Origin of the sequence: Bacillus sp. L381 (assembly GCF_030284525.1) — a bacterium.
Classification (GTDB): domain Bacteria; phylum Bacillota; class Bacilli; order Bacillales; family Bacillaceae; genus Bacillus; species Bacillus amyloliquefaciens.
In genome coordinates, this window is the sequence record NZ_CP127224.1 from 2166367 (window position 1) to 2182335 (window position 15969).

The window sequence follows — 15969 nt, forward strand, 5'->3', positions numbered from 1 at the left end:
ATGTTCTCCCCCTTGCCGATTCAGTCGATAATATTTTCGAGTCCGTATACAAGCTGGTCGATTTTCATCACTTGCTCTACTGACAGCTTCACTCCTGACATAAAGGAAGCCCGGTTATAGGAGTCATGGCGCAGTTTCAGCGTCTGGCCGTCCATGCCGAACATGACTTCCTGATGGGCGATAAGGCCCGGGAGACGCACACTGTGAAGGCGGATTCCGTTTAATTCGGCACCGCGGGCGCCCGGCAGAATTTCTTTTTCATCTGGATGACCCTGCTGCTTTTCTGAACGGACGTTTGAGATCATTTCCGCAGTTTTCAGCGCCGTTCCGCTCGGTGCATCCAGTTTTTGATCATGATGGAGCTCAATAATCTCTACATCTTCAAAATAGTTGGCGGCCATTTGTGAGAATTTCATCATCAGCACCGCGCCTAACGCAAAATTCGGGGCGATGATAGCGCCGATCCCTTTTTCTTCGGTGAGAGCGTGAAGTTCCTGTAAATCCGCTTCAGAAAATCCAGTCGTTCCCACAACAGGGCGAACGCCGTGTTCAAGAGCGGCTTTCGTATGTTTTTTGCCGATTTCAGGCGTTGTCAAATCGATCAGCACATCCGGTTTTGTTTCCTGGAAACATGCGCGGATATCCGTATAGATAAGAGCGTCTGAATCAGCTGACATCACTTCCCGCAATGTTTGCTGATCGTATGTATGGTCAATGGCGCCGACAAGCTCAAAATGAGGCGTGCGGACGGCAAGTTTTACGGCCTCCTGACCCATTCTGCCTCTCGGTCCGGCAATGACGACTTTAATGGTTTCATTTGACATGTGATTTCTCCTACTTTCCTTCTTCTTTTCTCGTCCAGCGGTCTTTATCCCGTGTATTAAATTTATGCATAACGCGGTTATGAGCTTCCTCCAATGAAATATCAAGGGAGTTGGCGAGGCAGATGAGGACGAACAGCACATCGCCCATTTCCTCTTCCATGCTTTTCTCATTTTCCGTCGTTTTCTTCGGTTTTTCCCCATAGTAATGGTTGACTTCTCTTGCGAGTTCGCCCAGTTCTTCTGTGAGACGGGCCATCATGGCAAGCGGGCTGAAATAGCCTTCTTTGAATTGGCCGATATATTCATCGACCTCAGCTTGTAAGTCTTTCATCGTTTTGTCACTCACTGTGCGAATACCTCCTGTCATCTCTTCCATGTTAGCTAATTCAAGTACATTTGACAAATGTTTAAAACGGGAGTTTGCTGTTTTCTTTTGTATCCACTATAATATTTACGCGATCTTATGGAAGGAAAAGGGGTTTGATGCAATGCTTGGAGAAATCAGAATCAAAAACATTTGCTTTATTTTAATCGGCGCCGCTGTTTTTTCATTCGGACTGGTTCACTTTAATATGCAGAACAATTTAGCGGAAGGCGGATTCACCGGCATTACGCTGCTTTTATATGCGTTATTCCACATCAGCCCTTCTATTTCCAACCTGGTCTTAAACATTCCCATCTTTTTCATCGGCTGGAGAATGCTCGGCCGGACGATGTTTGTCTATACCCTGATCGGAACCGTCTCTCTTTCCGTTTTTCTGAGTATTTTTCAGCGCTACGAAATTCATATGCCCCTGTCGCATGATTTAGCGCTCGCCGCCTTGTTCGCCGGTGTATTTATCGGAGCGGGTCTCGGCATTATTTTCAAATACGGCGGCACGACGGGAGGAGTCGATATCATCGCCAGGCTGATTAATAAATTCTTCGGAATCCCGATGGGCCGGACGATGTTTGCTTTTGACGCCTGCGTCATTCTCCTTTCTTTGTTTACGTATCTTTCTTACAAGGAAGCGATGTACACGCTTGTAGCCGTTTTTGTCGCTGCGAGATTGATTGATTTTATACAGGAAGGCGGTTATGCCGCAAAAGGGGCAACGATTATTTCTTCGAAGAACGATTTGATCCAGCAAAAGATCATTGAAGAGATGGAGCGCGGCGTCACCGTTTTAAAAGGACAAGGATCATATACAAAAGAAGACAGAGACGTTCTTTACTGCGTCGTTCCGAAAAACGAAATTGTGCTTTTGAAAAGCGTCATTACTTCTGTTGACCCGCATGCTTTTGTTGCTGTAAGCGACGTCCATGATGTGCTCGGCGAAGGATTTACGCTTGATGAAAATAAAAATCCGATCAGACGATAATAAAAAGGCGGCTCTTGCCGCCTACTCCTCGTGTTTCCATTTGACAACCGGTGATTTTTTCTTTCTCAACCGGCGGGTGAATGCCGGGCTGACATTGAGCGTCTGCTCGACAAAGCGCTGCGGCGTCAGCGCCAGCCATTGGTTTAAGGAGATATCCTCGAAACGGTCGCTTTTGAAAATTTCCAGAAAGCGAAGCACGGTGTCACCAGTATTCTGGATATAATGCCCCATCGCAAAAGGAACATATCCTACGTCACCCGCTTGATAGTTAAATGTCCGCGCTCTTCCCTCCGCCGCAAACACTGTCATTTTCGCTTCTCCCGAAAGATAGTACTGCCACTCGTCCGTATTCGGATGCCAATGCAATTCCCTCATGCCGCCGGGCTCGACTTCCACAAGAGCGGCGGCAATCGTTTTTGACACCTTAAACGTTTTTGAATCGACGATCTTTACTTTTCCTCCGCTGGTTACAAGAGGTTCCTGCAGTGAAAGCTTGTAGCTGAACGGTTCCAAAACGGTGCCTTCCGGGGAAGAAACTGCTGCCTGTTCAATAGGGGGAGGCGGTTCCAGCTGGAACATGTATCGCTCTTTTGCGCGGATGTAAGCCAAATCATATCCTGAAACACCGAAATTCGCCTGCAGCACGCTGCGCGGAGTATGAGCAAACCAGTCCGTTACTGAAAAGGTGCTGTTTTCTGAAAAAGAGCCGTCATCAAAGACAAGCAAAAACTCACTGCCCTGCTCCATTCCTTGAATGGAGTGAGGAATGCCCGAAGGAAAGTACCACAGATCGCCTTCCCTGACGTTATCAATAAAATTCCGCCCATTTTGGTCGACCGCGGTTAAACGGACTTCTCCGCTTATCACATATCCCCATTCGGCTTCTTTATGCCAATGAAGCTCCCGCACCGCTCCCGGTTTCAGTCTCATGTTCACCGCCGCGATGTTTTTGGACACCGGCAGTTCTCTGACCGTCACCTCTCTTGACCACCCGCCGTCTTCAAGCCTCATATGCGTATCAGAAAAAGAGAATTTCAAGTTTTGAACCGTTCCTGCATCCGTTGAGGGCGGAACGAGCATGTCAGGATTCTGGAAGTCACGAGCGAGGTTTCGCGGGCCTTCATCAGTCGCCCCTTTTCTGCCTCTGATCGGCTGCGGGAGGTGTTTTGAAGCCAATTGCTGGATGAGTTTTTTCACCTTCTTTAGCTCCTTTACAGCAATTTGTGTTTATTTAGACTTAGGATATTCACGCTTTTTCTCTTTCTTTTTTTCCGCTCTGTATTTTCGGTAGCCGACATATGTCAGCGCAGTAATAATGATACCGCCTGTTGTCAGAATGACCCAGAGCAGCGAAGGATCAGCGTCATCCCGTTCCACCTTGTCAAATACCTTTTTTAAATCCTGCTGGAGAAGCGTCAGCCGTTCAAGCTTTGTTCCTTTTGTCATCTGCTGAAACCCTTCCTGCTCAATCACCTCGATATGTTTCGCCACCGTATCAAGCTGGCCGGCCGACACATCCATTGTCAGGCTGGGATAAATCAAATCATATAATGATATAAATTCATTCCACTTTTCATTGAAATTCTCACTTCCGTTCCCGCTGACATCTTCTTTTAAGGCGCTGAATGTAGCCATAATCGGTCGTTCAAGCGAACCCCACAGCGGATCGGAGTGATCTTCCATCGCATCCATTACCAACCTGAACTGGGCGGCTGCCCGTATTTTTTCGGTATTTGAGGCATCTGCCTGTTTCAAGACCCGCACTAAATCATTGTAGCCCAGAGTCACCTGCCTGACTTCGGCGCCGGTCAGTGAGTTTACGTGTGTCATTTTTTTCTTAAAGTAGCCAAGCACTTGCAGGGCCTCATCATACTGCGAATGCCGAGTCATTTGGAAAACGGTATCCGAAAGGTCGTTCAGTTCCTTGAGACCCCCCTCACCTTCAGCTTTGGCAGTTGTGATGAAACACATAAGAGCAAGCAAAAGACAGATCGTCAGCTTTCGTTTCATAGAGGTCCCTCCCACTCCTTCTCTTTACAGAATATGAGGAGCGGGACAAGGTTAGACCAAGATTCTATCAGTGTAAGTCAAGCTTTATCCGCCTTTTGGAAATCACCAAAAAGTATGCAAGACCGAGTGAACAAATGCTCAGCCAGAATGTGGCATAGCCGATCTCTTGCATATAGGCACTAAGCATTGAGTAGCGAGGCATCATGCCGAAAAGATAATCAATGACGTCATTATGAAGCGTCCAAACAGCGGCAAGGACGAGATGCCATAATCGAAACCGAAAATACGGGCTGTATAAAACGCCTTGAACGGCCATGGCGAAATGTGAAGCAATCAGCATGTACCCTTCCCAAGGCATCTGCCCCATTTTGATCAGCACAAAGATATTCATTCCGACCGCCCACAGCCCGTATTTTACAAGGGTTACAAGCGCAAGCGCTTCAAACAGCGGCGCGTTTCTTCCGATGAGAAATGCCAGAAGCACAAACAGGAAGAAAAACGTCGCTGTCGGGCTGTCAGGCACAAACACCAGAAAACGCAGCGGCGTGTCCGCAAGCTGCGGCAAATACCAATAATAGCCGTACACCGTACCGATAAAATTAACGGCAAGAGCAAGCAGAAGCATGCCGCGCCGCCCTAAAAGATAAGAAATCCACCTCATACCATCAACTCTCAGTCCATAAAAAGATATGTATCATACAAAAAAAGCTGACATCCGGTCAGCTCTTTTCATAAAAGTATATCCTGCTATTGTCCGCTTCACAATACGTTATTTCGATGTTGTTTCAGAAATGAACTTCGCCAGCTGATCAAGCTGTTTGTCATTCCCTTTAAAAACACCGGCAGGCATCTGCCCTTTTCCTTTGACTGCGATCTTTTTAATTTCTTCCGGGCTCAGCCCATTATCGACCAGAGACGGACCGGCGCCTCCGCCTTGAAGATTATCCCCGTGACAGGATATACAGCCTTGTTCTTTAAATACTTTATAACCGTCTGATTCTGTATCAATAGCAGCTTCTTTTTTAATTTTCCCTTGCTCCTCCGCCTTCGCCCAGTCATGCGTCGCGACTGACTGCCACGTTAAAAAGATCGTAGCGCAAAGCGCCAAAAGCATCATGCCGACTGCAACCGGACGCTTCCACGGCCTTCTTTCAGAACCCCTGTCGAGAAACGGCGCCAAAAGCAGCGACCCGAAAGCAAGCCCCGGTATTATCATCGCGCCGATTACAGTGTAGCTCCCTGCGGCATATTCATATTTTAAAAGCTGGTATAAAAATAGAAAATACCAATCCGGCAGCGGAATATACCCCGTATCCGTCGGGTCCGCAACCCGTTCCAAAGGCGGCTCGTGCACAATCGTTAAAACGAGAAATCCGACGAGGAAAACGGCTCCGACCATCCATTCTTTCAGCAGGAAGTTCGGCCAAAACGCTTCTGTCTTTCCCGGATACTCTGAATAGTCTTTCGGTATATTCGGTTTTTTTTCAGCCGGTATCCTTGAATCTCCTACAAACTTCATTCCTTTCCCCCGATGCATGTCATCCCCTCCCTTTTATATCAGATCTGTATTAAAGCGGTCCTGAAATTCCCTGCTTGCGGATCATGACAAAGTGGGCGCCCATGAGCGCAAACAAAGCGGCAGGGAGAAAAAATACGTGAATCGCAAAGAATCTCGTCAACGTTTGGGCCCCAACAATATCGTGGTGGCCGGCAAGAAGAGTTTTCACCTGCGCTCCGATCAATGGCGTCGCTTCCGCAATCTGAAGTCCTACCTTTGTCGCAAACAGCGCCTTCATATCCCACGGAAGCAGATACCCTGTAAAACCGAGACCGAGCATCACAAAGAAGATCAGAACACCGACGATCCAGTTCAATTCCCGAGGCTTTTTATAGGCTCCCTGAAAGAAAACCCGCAGTGTATGTAAAAACATCATCACGATAACTAAACTTGCGCCCCAATGATGCATTCCTCTTACAATCTGTCCGAAAGCGACTTCATTCTGCAAATAATACACAGATTCCCACGCGTTTTTAATATCCGGCACATAATACATGGTTAAGAACATCCCGGACAGCACTTGGATAACGGTTACAAAAAACGTCAATCCGCCGAAACAATAGACAAAAGCCGAGAAATGGTGAGCTGGATTCACATGTTCCGGCACTTCATGGTCAGCGATATCCCGCCACATCGGCGTAATATCGAGACGTTCATCCACCCAGTCATATATTTTGTTCAGCATGTCACCCTTCCCCCCTAGGCTTTGCTTTTCCAAGATACAAAAAGCCGTCCTTTACTTTGTGCTCATAACGGTCAAGAGGCGCGAGCGGCGGCGTGCCCGGAACGTTCGTGCCGTCTTTTTCATACAGCCCGTAATGGCAGGGACAAAAGAATTTGTTCGGATTTTTAGGATCATTGTTCCAGTTTACGGTGCAGCCTAAATGTTTGCAGATCGGCGAAAGCGCTATAATTTCATCCCCATGCTTATAGACCCAGGCTGATCTGGATTCTTCCGATTTGTGCCAAGCGTCGACTTGATGAATTTTAAAGTCAAACCGCTTCGGTTCCTTCGTCAGCTCATCCACACTGACAACCTGCACCATTTTTTGATTTCCCGTCGGTTTTAATACCGGGTCCAGCGCAAAACGGACCATAGGCATAAGCGCACTGGCGGCCATAAATCCGCCCACGCCGGTGAGCGCATAGTTTAAAAATTGTCTTCTTGATATATCTTGTTTTCCGCCCATCTCTTCCCCCCCTAAAGATTGACCAAAAATTAACTAAAATAGAAAATAATTCTGAGATTTGTCACCCTCATAATATATGAATCTTTCAGCAAGGTCAACAGAGGCAAAACGGCTGTTTTGCGGGATGCGTGGAGTTTTTAAGAATTGTTCCACTTCTGTAACAAAACGTTCAAAATTTCTCCGCACTTGTCATCCGCTATTTTTCTCTTTAAAGAGTCTTTCATATGTTCAAACGGAACGGCAGGTATGCAGATGACATCAGAGCCTATTTCAGAGTCCTTCCATTTTTCGTCTGCCGTCAGAAACAAGGCGTGCCGGAAGCTGGTCATCACCTCTTCTTTGAGTTTTTGAAGCAGGGCGATCTGTGATTGATCTATATCAACATATGTATAAGAGGGGAATAAATATACCCGTCCCTTCAATTGGCGCTCAAGCTCTTCAGAAAGCAATTGGGTGCTTTCCCCCTGTTCAACGGCTTCTTTTAAGCCTCCTGAAGATGATATGGAAATTAACGGAATGATAGCGGTATCAATGTAATCTGCAGATTGTAAATAGATCGCGGCATCAGCGGCCCTCCATCTCATGTCTGGTTCCTCCTCTTTACGCAACAAGCCTTGCATATTCTGCAAGGCTGTCATTTATGTGAGCTGATTCAACTGGCGGGAAAGCTTTTCAAATGTTTCTTTGTCGTGGCGGTCCAGCGCCTCGTCGATATCTTTAAGCAGCTTTTCCCGCTGGAAAGTGGAAATGGCGTGTTCTAATATTTTTTCAGCCATCCCCTGATCCTGTTTATTTTCAAACAGGTCTTTCGGCAGATGCGGATTTGATTCAAGAACAGCAGCATATTCAGGCGAGCTGTAAGCCGAACGGAAATTCAGCTGGATAAATAAATCCTGCTGTTTATTTAGCCGGATGTCGTGAAAAGATTTTTCCGCGTCCGTGGTCATGACATTTTCTTTGTAAAACCTAAACGGCACTTCATCAACGCAATGAGTAGACATGATGATGCCTCTCGGGCAAAATTCGGCTTGTTCTACAAAATGGACTTTTTCCATTAATGTATCATGACTCATTAAATAATTTAAAATCCAGACGCACTCCCGGCGTTTAAGCTGATAATGATTTAAAAACCAACGGATAAAATCCTTTTTTTCATTGACAGAAACAGGGGTCTGCATGTAATTCCCTCCTCTATCGATCGTATAATCTGACATCACTTATACATTCAGCAAGCATGGTCCAAAATCCTGCTTATCTCAAAAATTCATCCTCTATCCGTAAGATTGTTTCTTCAAGCTCTTCGTTTGTTCCATCCATTGAAAGCACTTGTTTTAAAAGCGGCAGCGCTTCTTTCTGAAGGCCTTCCTCCAATAAGAAGTGAGCGTATTCATATAAGAAGTCCCGATCCTCCTGATAATGGAGATACGCAGCTTCGAAGCTTTTTTTCGCTTCCGCATACTGCTCGAGACCCGTATAGGCACTTGCCAAATACCAATTGTATTTCGGGTCTTCTTCTCCGTAACCGCGGACTTCCTGAATCAGATCAATAATCTCTTCAAAGCTTTCTTCTTTATGATAGACGGCTAAAAGCGTATGGAGCGCTTCCACATAACCCGGATCGAGCGCCAGCGCTTCCTGAAGAAGCTTTTTGCCTTCGTCTTCGTTCCCGAGCTTTAACGCCATTTTCGCCGCATAGAGAAAAAGCTCTTTATTGTATTCATCGTAAGTAATACCTTCTTTAGCGGTTTTTAATGCATCCTCATACATGCCTTCTGCTTCGAAGCTTTTTGCAAGCGGCATATAAAGCGATGAATAAGAAGGATCAAGCCCTTTTAAATCAGACAGCTGCTTGATGGCGGTTTTGAGCATTCCCGCCTGATAGGCTGTGAATCCGTATCCGAAAATCGTATTCGGTTCTGTATGTTCTGCAGCCGCTTTTTCATACCATGAAAGCGCTTCTTCAAATTCCCCCGCCGCGCTCAATGACTCAGCCAGCCTCTGATGAACATTTACGCCGCCGATTTCGTTCCGCTCTTTTGCCGTCTCTTCGTAATACGGAACGGCTTTCGCGTATGATCCCTGTGTGAAGTATAATTCCCCCAGAGCGAAATCAATAACAGGCTCATCTTTTAACATCGCTTTCGCCTGTAACAGCTTTTGCTCACTTACTTCGAATAAACCCTGCATCTGATACAGATCAGCCATTAAAAGAAGGCTTTCTGCGTAAGACGGGTCTTCCGGAGAAATCGTCTCCAGCACCTCAAGAGCTTTTTCTTCTTCATCAATATCTATTAACAATTCGGCGTAAAAATTCGTCAGCTCAGACTCCTCAGGATAAAGGTCATGCAGATCACTGATCAGCGTTAACGCTTTTTCTGCGTTTCCCCATTCATAGTAGAGCTGGGCTGCAATAGCTTTGTCTTCGTCATGAAGCTGTGTTTCAGCTTTTGAAAGCGCTTTGAGTCCCTTTTCGGTTTCACCTGCTTCAACTAATTTTATGGCTTCTTGAATCAATGTATTCAAATCAGACCGGTCCTTTCTTTTCCTATACCTCATCAACCAATGAAAAGGGTTTTTATTCGGGTTATTCTTATCATAATTCAGACAGGAGCTGCCCGCAAATAAGATGCTTCACCCGGCATTATAGTTTATCAAAAAATTGTTAAGAGGAAAACGGCAAAAAAGGGGACGGCATCTTTATACGCAAACAGCTCGATTGATTCCGGCTGTTTCTGTAACGAAAACGCATCCCCCCTTCCTTTTATTTTTCCGTTTAAGACAAGCTATGTCAAAGCCCAAGACTTTATGACACATGAAGAAAAACCCGAAGAATCATCTTCAGGCTTTTTTGGATAATTGATCTAAATGCTCAAAAAATGTCGGATATGAAACGCGGATCGCATCTGTATCATGGATCTCAATCGGCTCTTCCGTCAGACATGAAGCGATACCGAGCATCATGCCGATCCGGTGGTCGCCGTGGCTTGATACACCCGCGCCGCCCGCAAGCGTTTTTTTGCCGTGTATTTTCATGCCGTCTTCAGTCGCTTCAATGTCTGCGCCGATTTTCCGGAGCTCTGATACGACGGTGTCGATCCGATTCGTTTCCTTCACTTTCAGCTCTGCCGCGTCTTTAATGACAGTTGTACCTTCAGCCTGCGTGGCCAAAAGAGCGATAATCGGAATCTCGTCAATTAAACGGGGAATGATTTCTCCGCCGATTTCTGCCGCTTTCAAAGCTGAAGTTTTGATAACCAGATCACCGTAAGGCTCCGCGCTGTCCGCTTTTGACGGAATCACTTCAAGTGAAGCCCCCATTTGCTTTAAGACATCAATAATTCCCGTGCGTGTCGGGTTCAGGCCGACATTTTTCAGCACAATCCGGCTTCCGGGAACGACAGCGCCTGCCGCAAGGAAAAAGGCCGCTGAAGAAATATCGCCGGGCACGAAAATATCAGCTGCCCGAAGCTTCTGACCGCCCGTTACAGAAGCGCTCGTCTCTGTTTCCGCAAGCTCAGCGCCAAAAGCGTTCAGCATCCGTTCTGTATGGTCTCTTGATTTATGAGGCTCTGTCACTGTCGTCGTTCCTTCTGCCTGTAATCCGGCAAGCAGCACGGCAGATTTGATCTGCGCGCTTGCGACGGGGGAAACGTAATCAATGCCTTTTAATTGTCCGCCTCTTACGGATAATGGCGTAAATTCTCCGTCCGCTCTTCCGTCAATCACGGCTCCCATCTGTTTCAAAGGCTCCGTCACCCTCTTCATCGGACGCTTTGCAATACTTTCGTCGCCCGCTACCGTACTGTGAAATGGGCGTCCGGCTAAAATGCCGAGCATCAGGCGGATGGTCGTGCCGGAATTTCCGACATCAAGAAGGCTGTCAGGCTCACAAAGTGCGTCAATGCCGTTCCCGTGTATCGTTACATCACTTCCGTTCTGTTCAATGGAGACACCCATTTTTCTGAAGCAGGCAATGGTGCTCAGGCAATCGGCTCCGGGCAAAAAGTTTTTTACCGTTGTCGTTCCTTCTGCAAGCGCTCCGAACATAACAGAACGGTGGGAGATGGATTTATCCCCCGGAATATGAATTTCCCCGTTTAAAGACGTCACTTTTTCTCTTTTCAATGTTCTCCACCTCAGTCAGCGTAAAATGTTTCATATTTGGCGCGGGATTGAATGCAGGTTTCCGCCCGCTTGCGGTCATCATCAGTCTGGAAACTGATTCTCAGAATTCCGTTAATATCTTCTCTTGTTTCGATAATGCGGATGTTGGTGATACTGATTTTTTCTTCAGCCAAAATCGCCGTAATTTCCGAAATGACCCCCGGATGATCGGGAACATCGACATAAAGGTCATAAAAAGACGGGATCGCCCCTTTTTGACGGAGCGGCAGGCCGTCGCGATAATCCTTCGCTTTTTTAAAGTAACCGAACAGGTTGTCCGCATCTTCATTTTCTACATAAGATTCAATCGTGTCAATCTCCCGTTTCCATTCTTTGAAGCGGTCAAGCAGTTTATCTTTGTTATGAAGGAGTATGTCCCTCCACATCGCCGGGCTGCTTGAGGCTATCCTTGTGATGTCCCGAAAACCGCCGGCTGCGAAACGCTTCAAAAACGGATAATCTTCTTCAGATTGGTGAGCCTGATGTACGAGGCTTGCGGCAACGATATGAGGGAAATGGCTGATGACGCTTGTTACGCCGTCATGCTCCTCGGGAGTCATCTCCACAAAGTGGGCGTTTGCCGCTTTCAGAAGCTCCTTCAGATGCGTTACTGACTCTTTAGAAGTTGATTTTCCCGGTGTTAAAATGTAAAACGCGTTTTCGAATAAAAAATCTTTCGCGGCAGCGGCCCCGGATTTATGAGACCCCGCCATCGGATGGCCGCCGACAAATTGATAGTGAGCCGGAAGCACTTTGTCAGCATAACTGACGACTTTCTGCTTTGTGCTGCCCACATCTGTAATCAAGAGTTCATGGGTAATGCCCGATGCGGCAAGCATATCAAGCATTTTCAGCGTTTGCGCGACAGGCGTGGCGATAATGACAACTGACGCCTGCTGCGCCCCTTCCGTAAATGAGCCGGCCCGCTCGTCAATAATCCCGAGCTTCAGCGCGGCAGTAAGCTGTTCTTCCGAAATATCTACACCGATAATCCGTTTATGCGGATGCTCTTTTTTAATGGCCAATGCAATCGATCCGCCGATCAGACCGATTCCCGCAAGCAATATTGTGTCCTTCATTTCACTCATTTCCTTTTTCATCTAGTTTAATAGAGTAAAGAGGTGACGCTTGATCACCTCTTATAATATTTCAGCTAAAATTGTCAGAATTTCCTCATTCTGCTCTTTCGTACCAACCGTAATCCTCAGGGCAGCAGGAAATCCGAGCGCCTGTCCTGAGCGGACGATATACCCTTTTTCTAGCAGGGCTTGGAACAGTTCATCCGCAGGGCGGTTAAATTCAATGAGCACAAAGTTTGTTTGTGAAGGATAACAAGTTAAACCATGGGTTTCGGCAAAATCATAATACTGCTTAAGACCCGCTGTATTTTTTTTGACGCATTCCTTAATAAACGACTGGTCGTCAAGCGCAGCCAGTGCCGAAGCCTGGCCGATTCTGCTCGTATTGAACGGCTCTCTCGCCGGTTCAATCTGGCGGATCAGCGCTTCATTCGCAATGCCGTAACCGACGCGAAGCGCGGCCAGTCCGTATGCTTTTGAAAATGTGCGGAGGATCATGATATTCGGATATTGCTTTAAAAGCGGAATGCTTTCAGGGTAATCTTCCGCTGTGACATACTCGTAGTACGCTTCATCAAGTACAACGAGAATATGCTCGGGAACTCTGTCTAAAAAGGCAATTAACTCTTGTTCAGAAGTATACGTCCCCGTCGGATTATTCGGATTGCATACCCATATGACTTTCGTCTTACTGTCAATCGCTTCAAGCATCCGGTCCAAATCATGAGCGCCGTCACTGCGGAGCGGCACCTCGCGCACTTCAGCGCCTTCAATCACCGCATTGTGTCTGTATTGCGGGAAAGTCGGAGCGGCGGTAATCGTGTTTGCCTGATCATCTAATAAAGAACGGCAGATAATCTGCACAAGCTCATCAGAGCCGTTTCCGAAAATGATCGAAGATTCACTGACCTGCAGATGTTCACTGAGCCGCGTTCTCAAAGCGGCGCTGTAACCGTCGGGATACAACGCAAGCTGCTCAATTTCCTGATGCAGCGCATCTTTAGCGGCCTGTGAACAGCCGAACGGATTTTCGTTAGATGCGAGCTTTACTACTTTCTCAAGCCCGTACTCCATTTTCACTTCTTCTATTGGTTTGCCCGGCTGATACGGTTTCAGCTGCCGCAGCTGTTCTTTAATCTGCAAATCCAGTCACCTCATTTTACACTGTACAGTCGTCCGAACGTCTTTGCGTACTCCTCAAATTCAAGAAGCGCATCAGCTCTTGTGCCGGAATTCACAAGCTTTGTTTCAAGCTCTTCAACCTTTCTGACAAGCGCGCTTCCGACAACGACACCATCTGATATTTCATTCATCTCGTCAACCTGTTTGCGGCTTGAAATGCCAAAACCGACCGCAACCGGAACAGAGCTGAATTCTTTCACTTTACGGATGAAAGAGTATACAGACGGATCGAATTCGCTGCGTACGCCCGTCACTCCTAAAGAAGATACGCAATACACAAAGCCGCCGGCCTGTTCAGTAATTATTTTCAAACGGCTTTCACTTGTCGGCGCGACCAGCGAGATATAAGCGATGTTCTCCTTTTTGCATGTCTTTTGCAAAAGGGCGCTTTCTTCTAACGGAAGATCCGGTACAAGCAGACCGTCTATGTCGTTTTCCCGCAGTAAAGCGAAAAAGCATTCTTTTTCTAATTGTAACACAGGATTATAATACGTAAAGAGGATAATTGGAATATGAACGCCGTTTTTTTTCATTTTGCCGCCAAGTTCAATGGCTTTTACGATATTCATTCCGTTTTCCAGAGCCCGTTTTGAAGCCCGCTGTATGACGGGGCCGTCCGCGAGCGGATCTGTGTAGGGGACGCCGATTTCAAGGGCTGAAGCGCCTGCATTCTGCAAAGATTTTGCCAGTTCAACAGAAATTTCAGGAAGCGGATCGCCCGCCGTAATAAAAGGAATAAATAATTTTTCAGAATCATGCAGATTAAACATGTGTCTCCACCCCGTTTTCCAAAACATTCATCAGCGTATGAACGTCTTTATCTCCTCTTCCCGACAGACTGACGAGAATGATTTTGTCTTTATCCATGTCTTTCGCCATTTCAAATGCTTTTGCCAAGGCATGTGCAGATTCAATAGCCGGAAGAATGCCTTCTGTTTCAGAAAGCAGACGCAACGCGGCAATCGCTTCTTCGTCTGTCACACTTTGATATGTTACACGGCCGCTTTTATGCAGATAGGCATGCTCAGGCCCGATCCCCGGGTAATCAAGGCCTGCTGAAATGGAATACGGTTCGATAATCTGTCCGTATGCATCTTGTATTAAATAGGTCATTGAACCGTGAATCACCCCGAGCGTCCCTTTTGCTATCGTCGCCGCATGCAGAGGCGTATCAATTCCTTTTCCGGCCGCCTCGACGCCGATCAGCTCAGTATCTTCGTCTAAAAAGGCCTGAAATATGCCCATCGCATTGCTTCCGCCGCCGACACATGCAACAACCTTGTCCGGGAGCGTCCCTTCGATCCTGAGGAGCTGTTCTTTCGCTTCCTCGCCGATGATTTTCTGAAACTCGCGAACAATGTACGGATACGGGTGCGGACCTACGACAGAACCGATCAGGTAAAAATGGTCTTCACAATGCTGAACCCAATATCTGATCGCTTCATTCGTCGCATCTTTCAATGTGCCGTTGCCGCTAGAGACCGGCACGACCTCCGCGCCGAGCAGTTTCATTCGGAATACGTTCAGCGACTGGCGCGCAACGTCCTCTTCACCCATAAAAACCGTACATTCAAAACCGAATTTTGCGGCGGCTGTCGCGGCAGCAACACCGTGCTGTCCCGCACCGGTCTCGGCGATGATTTTCGTTTTGCCCATCTTTTTGGCAAGCAGAATCTGTCCTAACGCGTTGTTAATTTTATGAGAACCGGTATGGTTTAAATCTTCCCTTTTCAGATAGATTTTCGCCCCGCCCAAATCATCCGATACCCTGTCTGCTAACGTCAATGCCGTCGGTCTTCCGGAATAATCAAACAATAGTTTTTTATATTCGGCATGAAATACGGGATCATTCTTTAATTCTTTGAAAGCCGTTTCGATTTCTTCAAGAGGCCGCATCAATGTTTCAGGGACAAATTTGCCTCCGAATTCGCCGTATCTTCCGATTTCATTTGGATATGGATACATAATGGTTCATCCTTTCTTCTAAAAGCCGGATCAGTGTTTGATCCTTTTGTCCGTTTTTTTCAATCCCGCTGGCAAGATCTATACCGCACGGGCCCGACTTGAGTAAATCAGTAATCGTTTCAGGATTAACGCCGCCCGCGATAAAACAGCGCTTGTTTGCATTTTGAGCCCGCTTCCGGTACGAGGGGACACGGGTCCATGAAAACGCGATTCCCGTGCCGCCTCTCATTCCTTTTACTGAAGAATCAATGACATAGCCGTCGACGGCGGGTGCAAATTTAGCCATCTGACGGAGCGTCCCTTCCCCGTGATGGAGCGCTTTCCATATCTCCGAGCGCACAAGCGGACGGAGACGGAGGGCATCCTCAGGCGATTCATCACCGTGCAGCTGGATGACGTCAAGGGACAGTTCAGAAGCGATTTGCGCAATGTTTTCTATCGTTTCATTTACAAATACTCCGACATGTTTCTTATCTGTCCGAATCTCCTGTTTCCATTTCCGTACTTCATACGGCGTGACCTTTCGTTTGCTTGCGGCAAAAATGAATCCCAGATAATCCGCTTCTGAGGCTGCCGCAAGCTCATAATCACGCTTTGAGCGGATGCCGCAGTACTTTATTTCAGGCTTTTTCATGC

The 15969-nt window shown here is 47.0% G+C and carries 18 protein-coding genes; 1 reads left to right on the forward strand and 17 read right to left on the reverse strand.

All coding sequences use genetic code 11. From position 1 onward, the window contains the following. Positions 1-20 precede the first annotated feature (20 nt). Both dapB and QRX25_RS10850 read right to left on the reverse strand, forming a co-directional pair. Entirely contained in the window at positions 21-824 is an 804-nt protein-coding gene (gene dapB / locus QRX25_RS10845; RefSeq protein ID WP_013352662.1) for a 4-hydroxy-tetrahydrodipicolinate reductase, read from the reverse strand. 10 nt (positions 825-834) lie between these two features. Beyond that, entirely contained in the window at positions 835-1170 is a 336-nt protein-coding gene (locus QRX25_RS10850) for a nucleotide pyrophosphohydrolase (RefSeq protein WP_003153495.1), read from the reverse strand. A 142-nt stretch (positions 1171-1312) separates the two neighbouring features. Between QRX25_RS10850 and QRX25_RS10855 the strand changes: the two genes are divergently transcribed. After that, positions 1313-2185, forward strand: coding sequence for a YitT family protein (locus tag QRX25_RS10855; protein WP_013352663.1), 873 nt, complete (start codon positions 1313-1315; stop codon positions 2183-2185). Positions 2186-2206: 21 nt separating this feature from the next. Here the strand turns inward: QRX25_RS10855 and QRX25_RS10860 are convergent, their stop codons facing one another. The 15 genes from QRX25_RS10860 to QRX25_RS10930 all read right to left on the reverse strand — a co-directional run bounded on the left by QRX25_RS10860 (position 2207) and on the right by QRX25_RS10930 (position 15967). Then, on the reverse strand, positions 2207-3382 hold the full coding sequence (locus QRX25_RS10860) for an oxalate decarboxylase family bicupin (protein ID WP_212098300.1): 1176 nt from the start codon (positions 3380-3382) through the stop codon (positions 2207-2209). A gap of 30 nt (positions 3383-3412) precedes the next feature. Continuing rightward, complete coding sequence (gene ypjB / locus QRX25_RS10865; RefSeq protein ID WP_065981756.1) at positions 3413-4195, reverse strand: sporulation protein YpjB; 783 nt, start codon at positions 4193-4195, stop codon at positions 3413-3415. A gap of 67 nt (positions 4196-4262) precedes the next feature. Continuing rightward, positions 4263-4856, reverse strand: a complete 594-nt coding sequence (gene lhaT, locus QRX25_RS10870; protein ID WP_201261272.1) for a lipoprotein heptaprenylglyceryl N-acetyltransferase LhaT — start codon at positions 4854-4856, stop codon at positions 4263-4265. A gap of 108 nt (positions 4857-4964) precedes the next feature. Continuing rightward, the gene (locus QRX25_RS10875) at positions 4965-5732 is read right to left on the reverse strand and encodes a menaquinol-cytochrome c reductase cytochrome b/c subunit (protein ID WP_045511037.1); all 768 of its coding nucleotides are present in this window, start codon (positions 5730-5732) and stop codon (positions 4965-4967) included. 31 nt (positions 5733-5763) lie between these two features. Further along, entirely contained in the window at positions 5764-6438 is a 675-nt protein-coding gene (gene qcrB / locus QRX25_RS10880) for a menaquinol-cytochrome c reductase cytochrome b subunit (RefSeq protein ID WP_003153485.1), read from the reverse strand. Between the two features lies 1 nt (position 6439). Next, entirely contained in the window at positions 6440-6943 is a 504-nt protein-coding gene (locus QRX25_RS10885; protein ID WP_013352668.1) for a Rieske (2Fe-2S) protein, read from the reverse strand. Between the two features lie 137 nt (positions 6944-7080). Next, positions 7081-7527, reverse strand: a complete 447-nt coding sequence (locus QRX25_RS10890; protein WP_065981759.1) for a DUF2487 family protein — start codon at positions 7525-7527, stop codon at positions 7081-7083. 54 nt (positions 7528-7581) lie between these two features. Then, on the reverse strand, positions 7582-8121 hold the full coding sequence (locus tag QRX25_RS10895; RefSeq protein WP_045511030.1) for a ReoY family proteolytic degradation factor: 540 nt from the start codon (positions 8119-8121) through the stop codon (positions 7582-7584). Positions 8122-8194: 73 nt separating this feature from the next. Then, positions 8195-9466 (reverse strand): tetratricopeptide repeat protein, encoded by a 1272-nt coding sequence (locus tag QRX25_RS10900; RefSeq protein ID WP_045511027.1) that lies wholly within the window; start codon positions 9464-9466, stop codon positions 8195-8197. A 315-nt stretch (positions 9467-9781) separates the two neighbouring features. Continuing rightward, positions 9782-11068 (reverse strand): 3-phosphoshikimate 1-carboxyvinyltransferase, encoded by a 1287-nt coding sequence (aroA, locus tag QRX25_RS10905; protein ID WP_065981760.1) that lies wholly within the window; start codon positions 11066-11068, stop codon positions 9782-9784. A gap of 11 nt (positions 11069-11079) precedes the next feature. After that, positions 11080-12195 carry a prephenate dehydrogenase gene (locus tag QRX25_RS10910; RefSeq protein ID WP_065982892.1) on the reverse strand — a complete coding sequence of 372 codons (1116 nt, stop codon included), beginning with the start codon at positions 12193-12195 and terminating at the stop codon, positions 11080-11082. Positions 12196-12246: 51 nt separating this feature from the next. After that, positions 12247-13329: a histidinol-phosphate transaminase gene (gene hisC, locus QRX25_RS10915; RefSeq protein ID WP_065981761.1), complete on the reverse strand. Its 1083-nt coding sequence runs from the start codon at positions 13327-13329 to the stop codon at positions 12247-12249. A gap of 11 nt (positions 13330-13340) precedes the next feature. After that, a complete protein-coding gene (gene trpA, locus QRX25_RS10920) occupies positions 13341-14138 on the reverse strand; it encodes a tryptophan synthase subunit alpha (protein WP_065981762.1) in 798 nt (265 codons plus the stop codon). Continuing rightward, positions 14131-15333: a tryptophan synthase subunit beta gene (gene trpB / locus QRX25_RS10925; RefSeq protein ID WP_212098302.1), complete on the reverse strand. Its 1203-nt coding sequence runs from the start codon at positions 15331-15333 to the stop codon at positions 14131-14133. The genes trpA and trpB overlap by 8 nt, the downstream gene beginning before the upstream one ends. Further along, complete coding sequence (locus QRX25_RS10930; RefSeq protein WP_212098304.1) at positions 15314-15967, reverse strand: phosphoribosylanthranilate isomerase; 654 nt, start codon at positions 15965-15967, stop codon at positions 15314-15316. Before QRX25_RS10930 ends, trpB begins: the two co-directional genes overlap by 20 nt. Between the last annotated feature and the right edge of the window lie 2 nt (positions 15968-15969).

What these genes read in the sequence shown, in the direction of transcription:
- QRX25_RS10885 (WP_013352668.1), bottom strand. Translation starts at nt 6,943, where the DNA reads ATGGGCGGAAAACAAGATATATCAAGAAGACAATTTTTAAACTATGCG.
- QRX25_RS10895 (WP_045511030.1), bottom strand. Translation starts at nt 8,121, where the DNA reads ATGCAGACCCCTGTTTCTGTCAATGAAAAAAAGGATTTTATCCGTTGG.
- dapB (WP_013352662.1), bottom strand. Translation starts at nt 824, where the DNA reads ATGTCAAATGAAACCATTAAAGTCGTCATTGCCGGACCGAGAGGCAGA.
- trpA (WP_065981762.1), bottom strand. Translation starts at nt 14,138, where the DNA reads ATGTTTAATCTGCATGATTCTGAAAAATTATTTATTCCTTTTATTACG.
- trpB (WP_212098302.1), bottom strand. Translation starts at nt 15,333, where the DNA reads ATGTATCCATATCCAAATGAAATCGGAAGATACGGCGAATTCGGAGGC.
- QRX25_RS10930 (WP_212098304.1), bottom strand. Translation starts at nt 15,967, where the DNA reads ATGAAAAAGCCTGAAATAAAGTACTGCGGCATCCGCTCAAAGCGTGAT.
- lhaT (WP_201261272.1), bottom strand. Translation starts at nt 4,856, where the DNA reads ATGAGGTGGATTTCTTATCTTTTAGGGCGGCGCGGCATGCTTCTGCTT.
- QRX25_RS10855 (WP_013352663.1), top strand. Translation starts at nt 1,313, where the DNA reads ATGCTTGGAGAAATCAGAATCAAAAACATTTGCTTTATTTTAATCGGC.
- QRX25_RS10890 (WP_065981759.1), bottom strand. Translation starts at nt 7,527, where the DNA reads ATGAGATGGAGGGCCGCTGATGCCGCGATCTATTTACAATCTGCAGAT.
- qcrB (WP_003153485.1), bottom strand. Translation starts at nt 6,438, where the DNA reads ATGCTGAACAAAATATATGACTGGGTGGATGAACGTCTCGATATTACG.
- QRX25_RS10910 (WP_065982892.1), bottom strand. Translation starts at nt 12,195, where the DNA reads ATGAGTGAAATGAAGGACACAATATTGCTTGCGGGAATCGGTCTGATC.
- QRX25_RS10875 (WP_045511037.1), bottom strand. Translation starts at nt 5,732, where the DNA reads ATGCATCGGGGGAAAGGAATGAAGTTTGTAGGAGATTCAAGGATACCG.
- ypjB (WP_065981756.1), bottom strand. Translation starts at nt 4,195, where the DNA reads ATGAAACGAAAGCTGACGATCTGTCTTTTGCTTGCTCTTATGTGTTTC.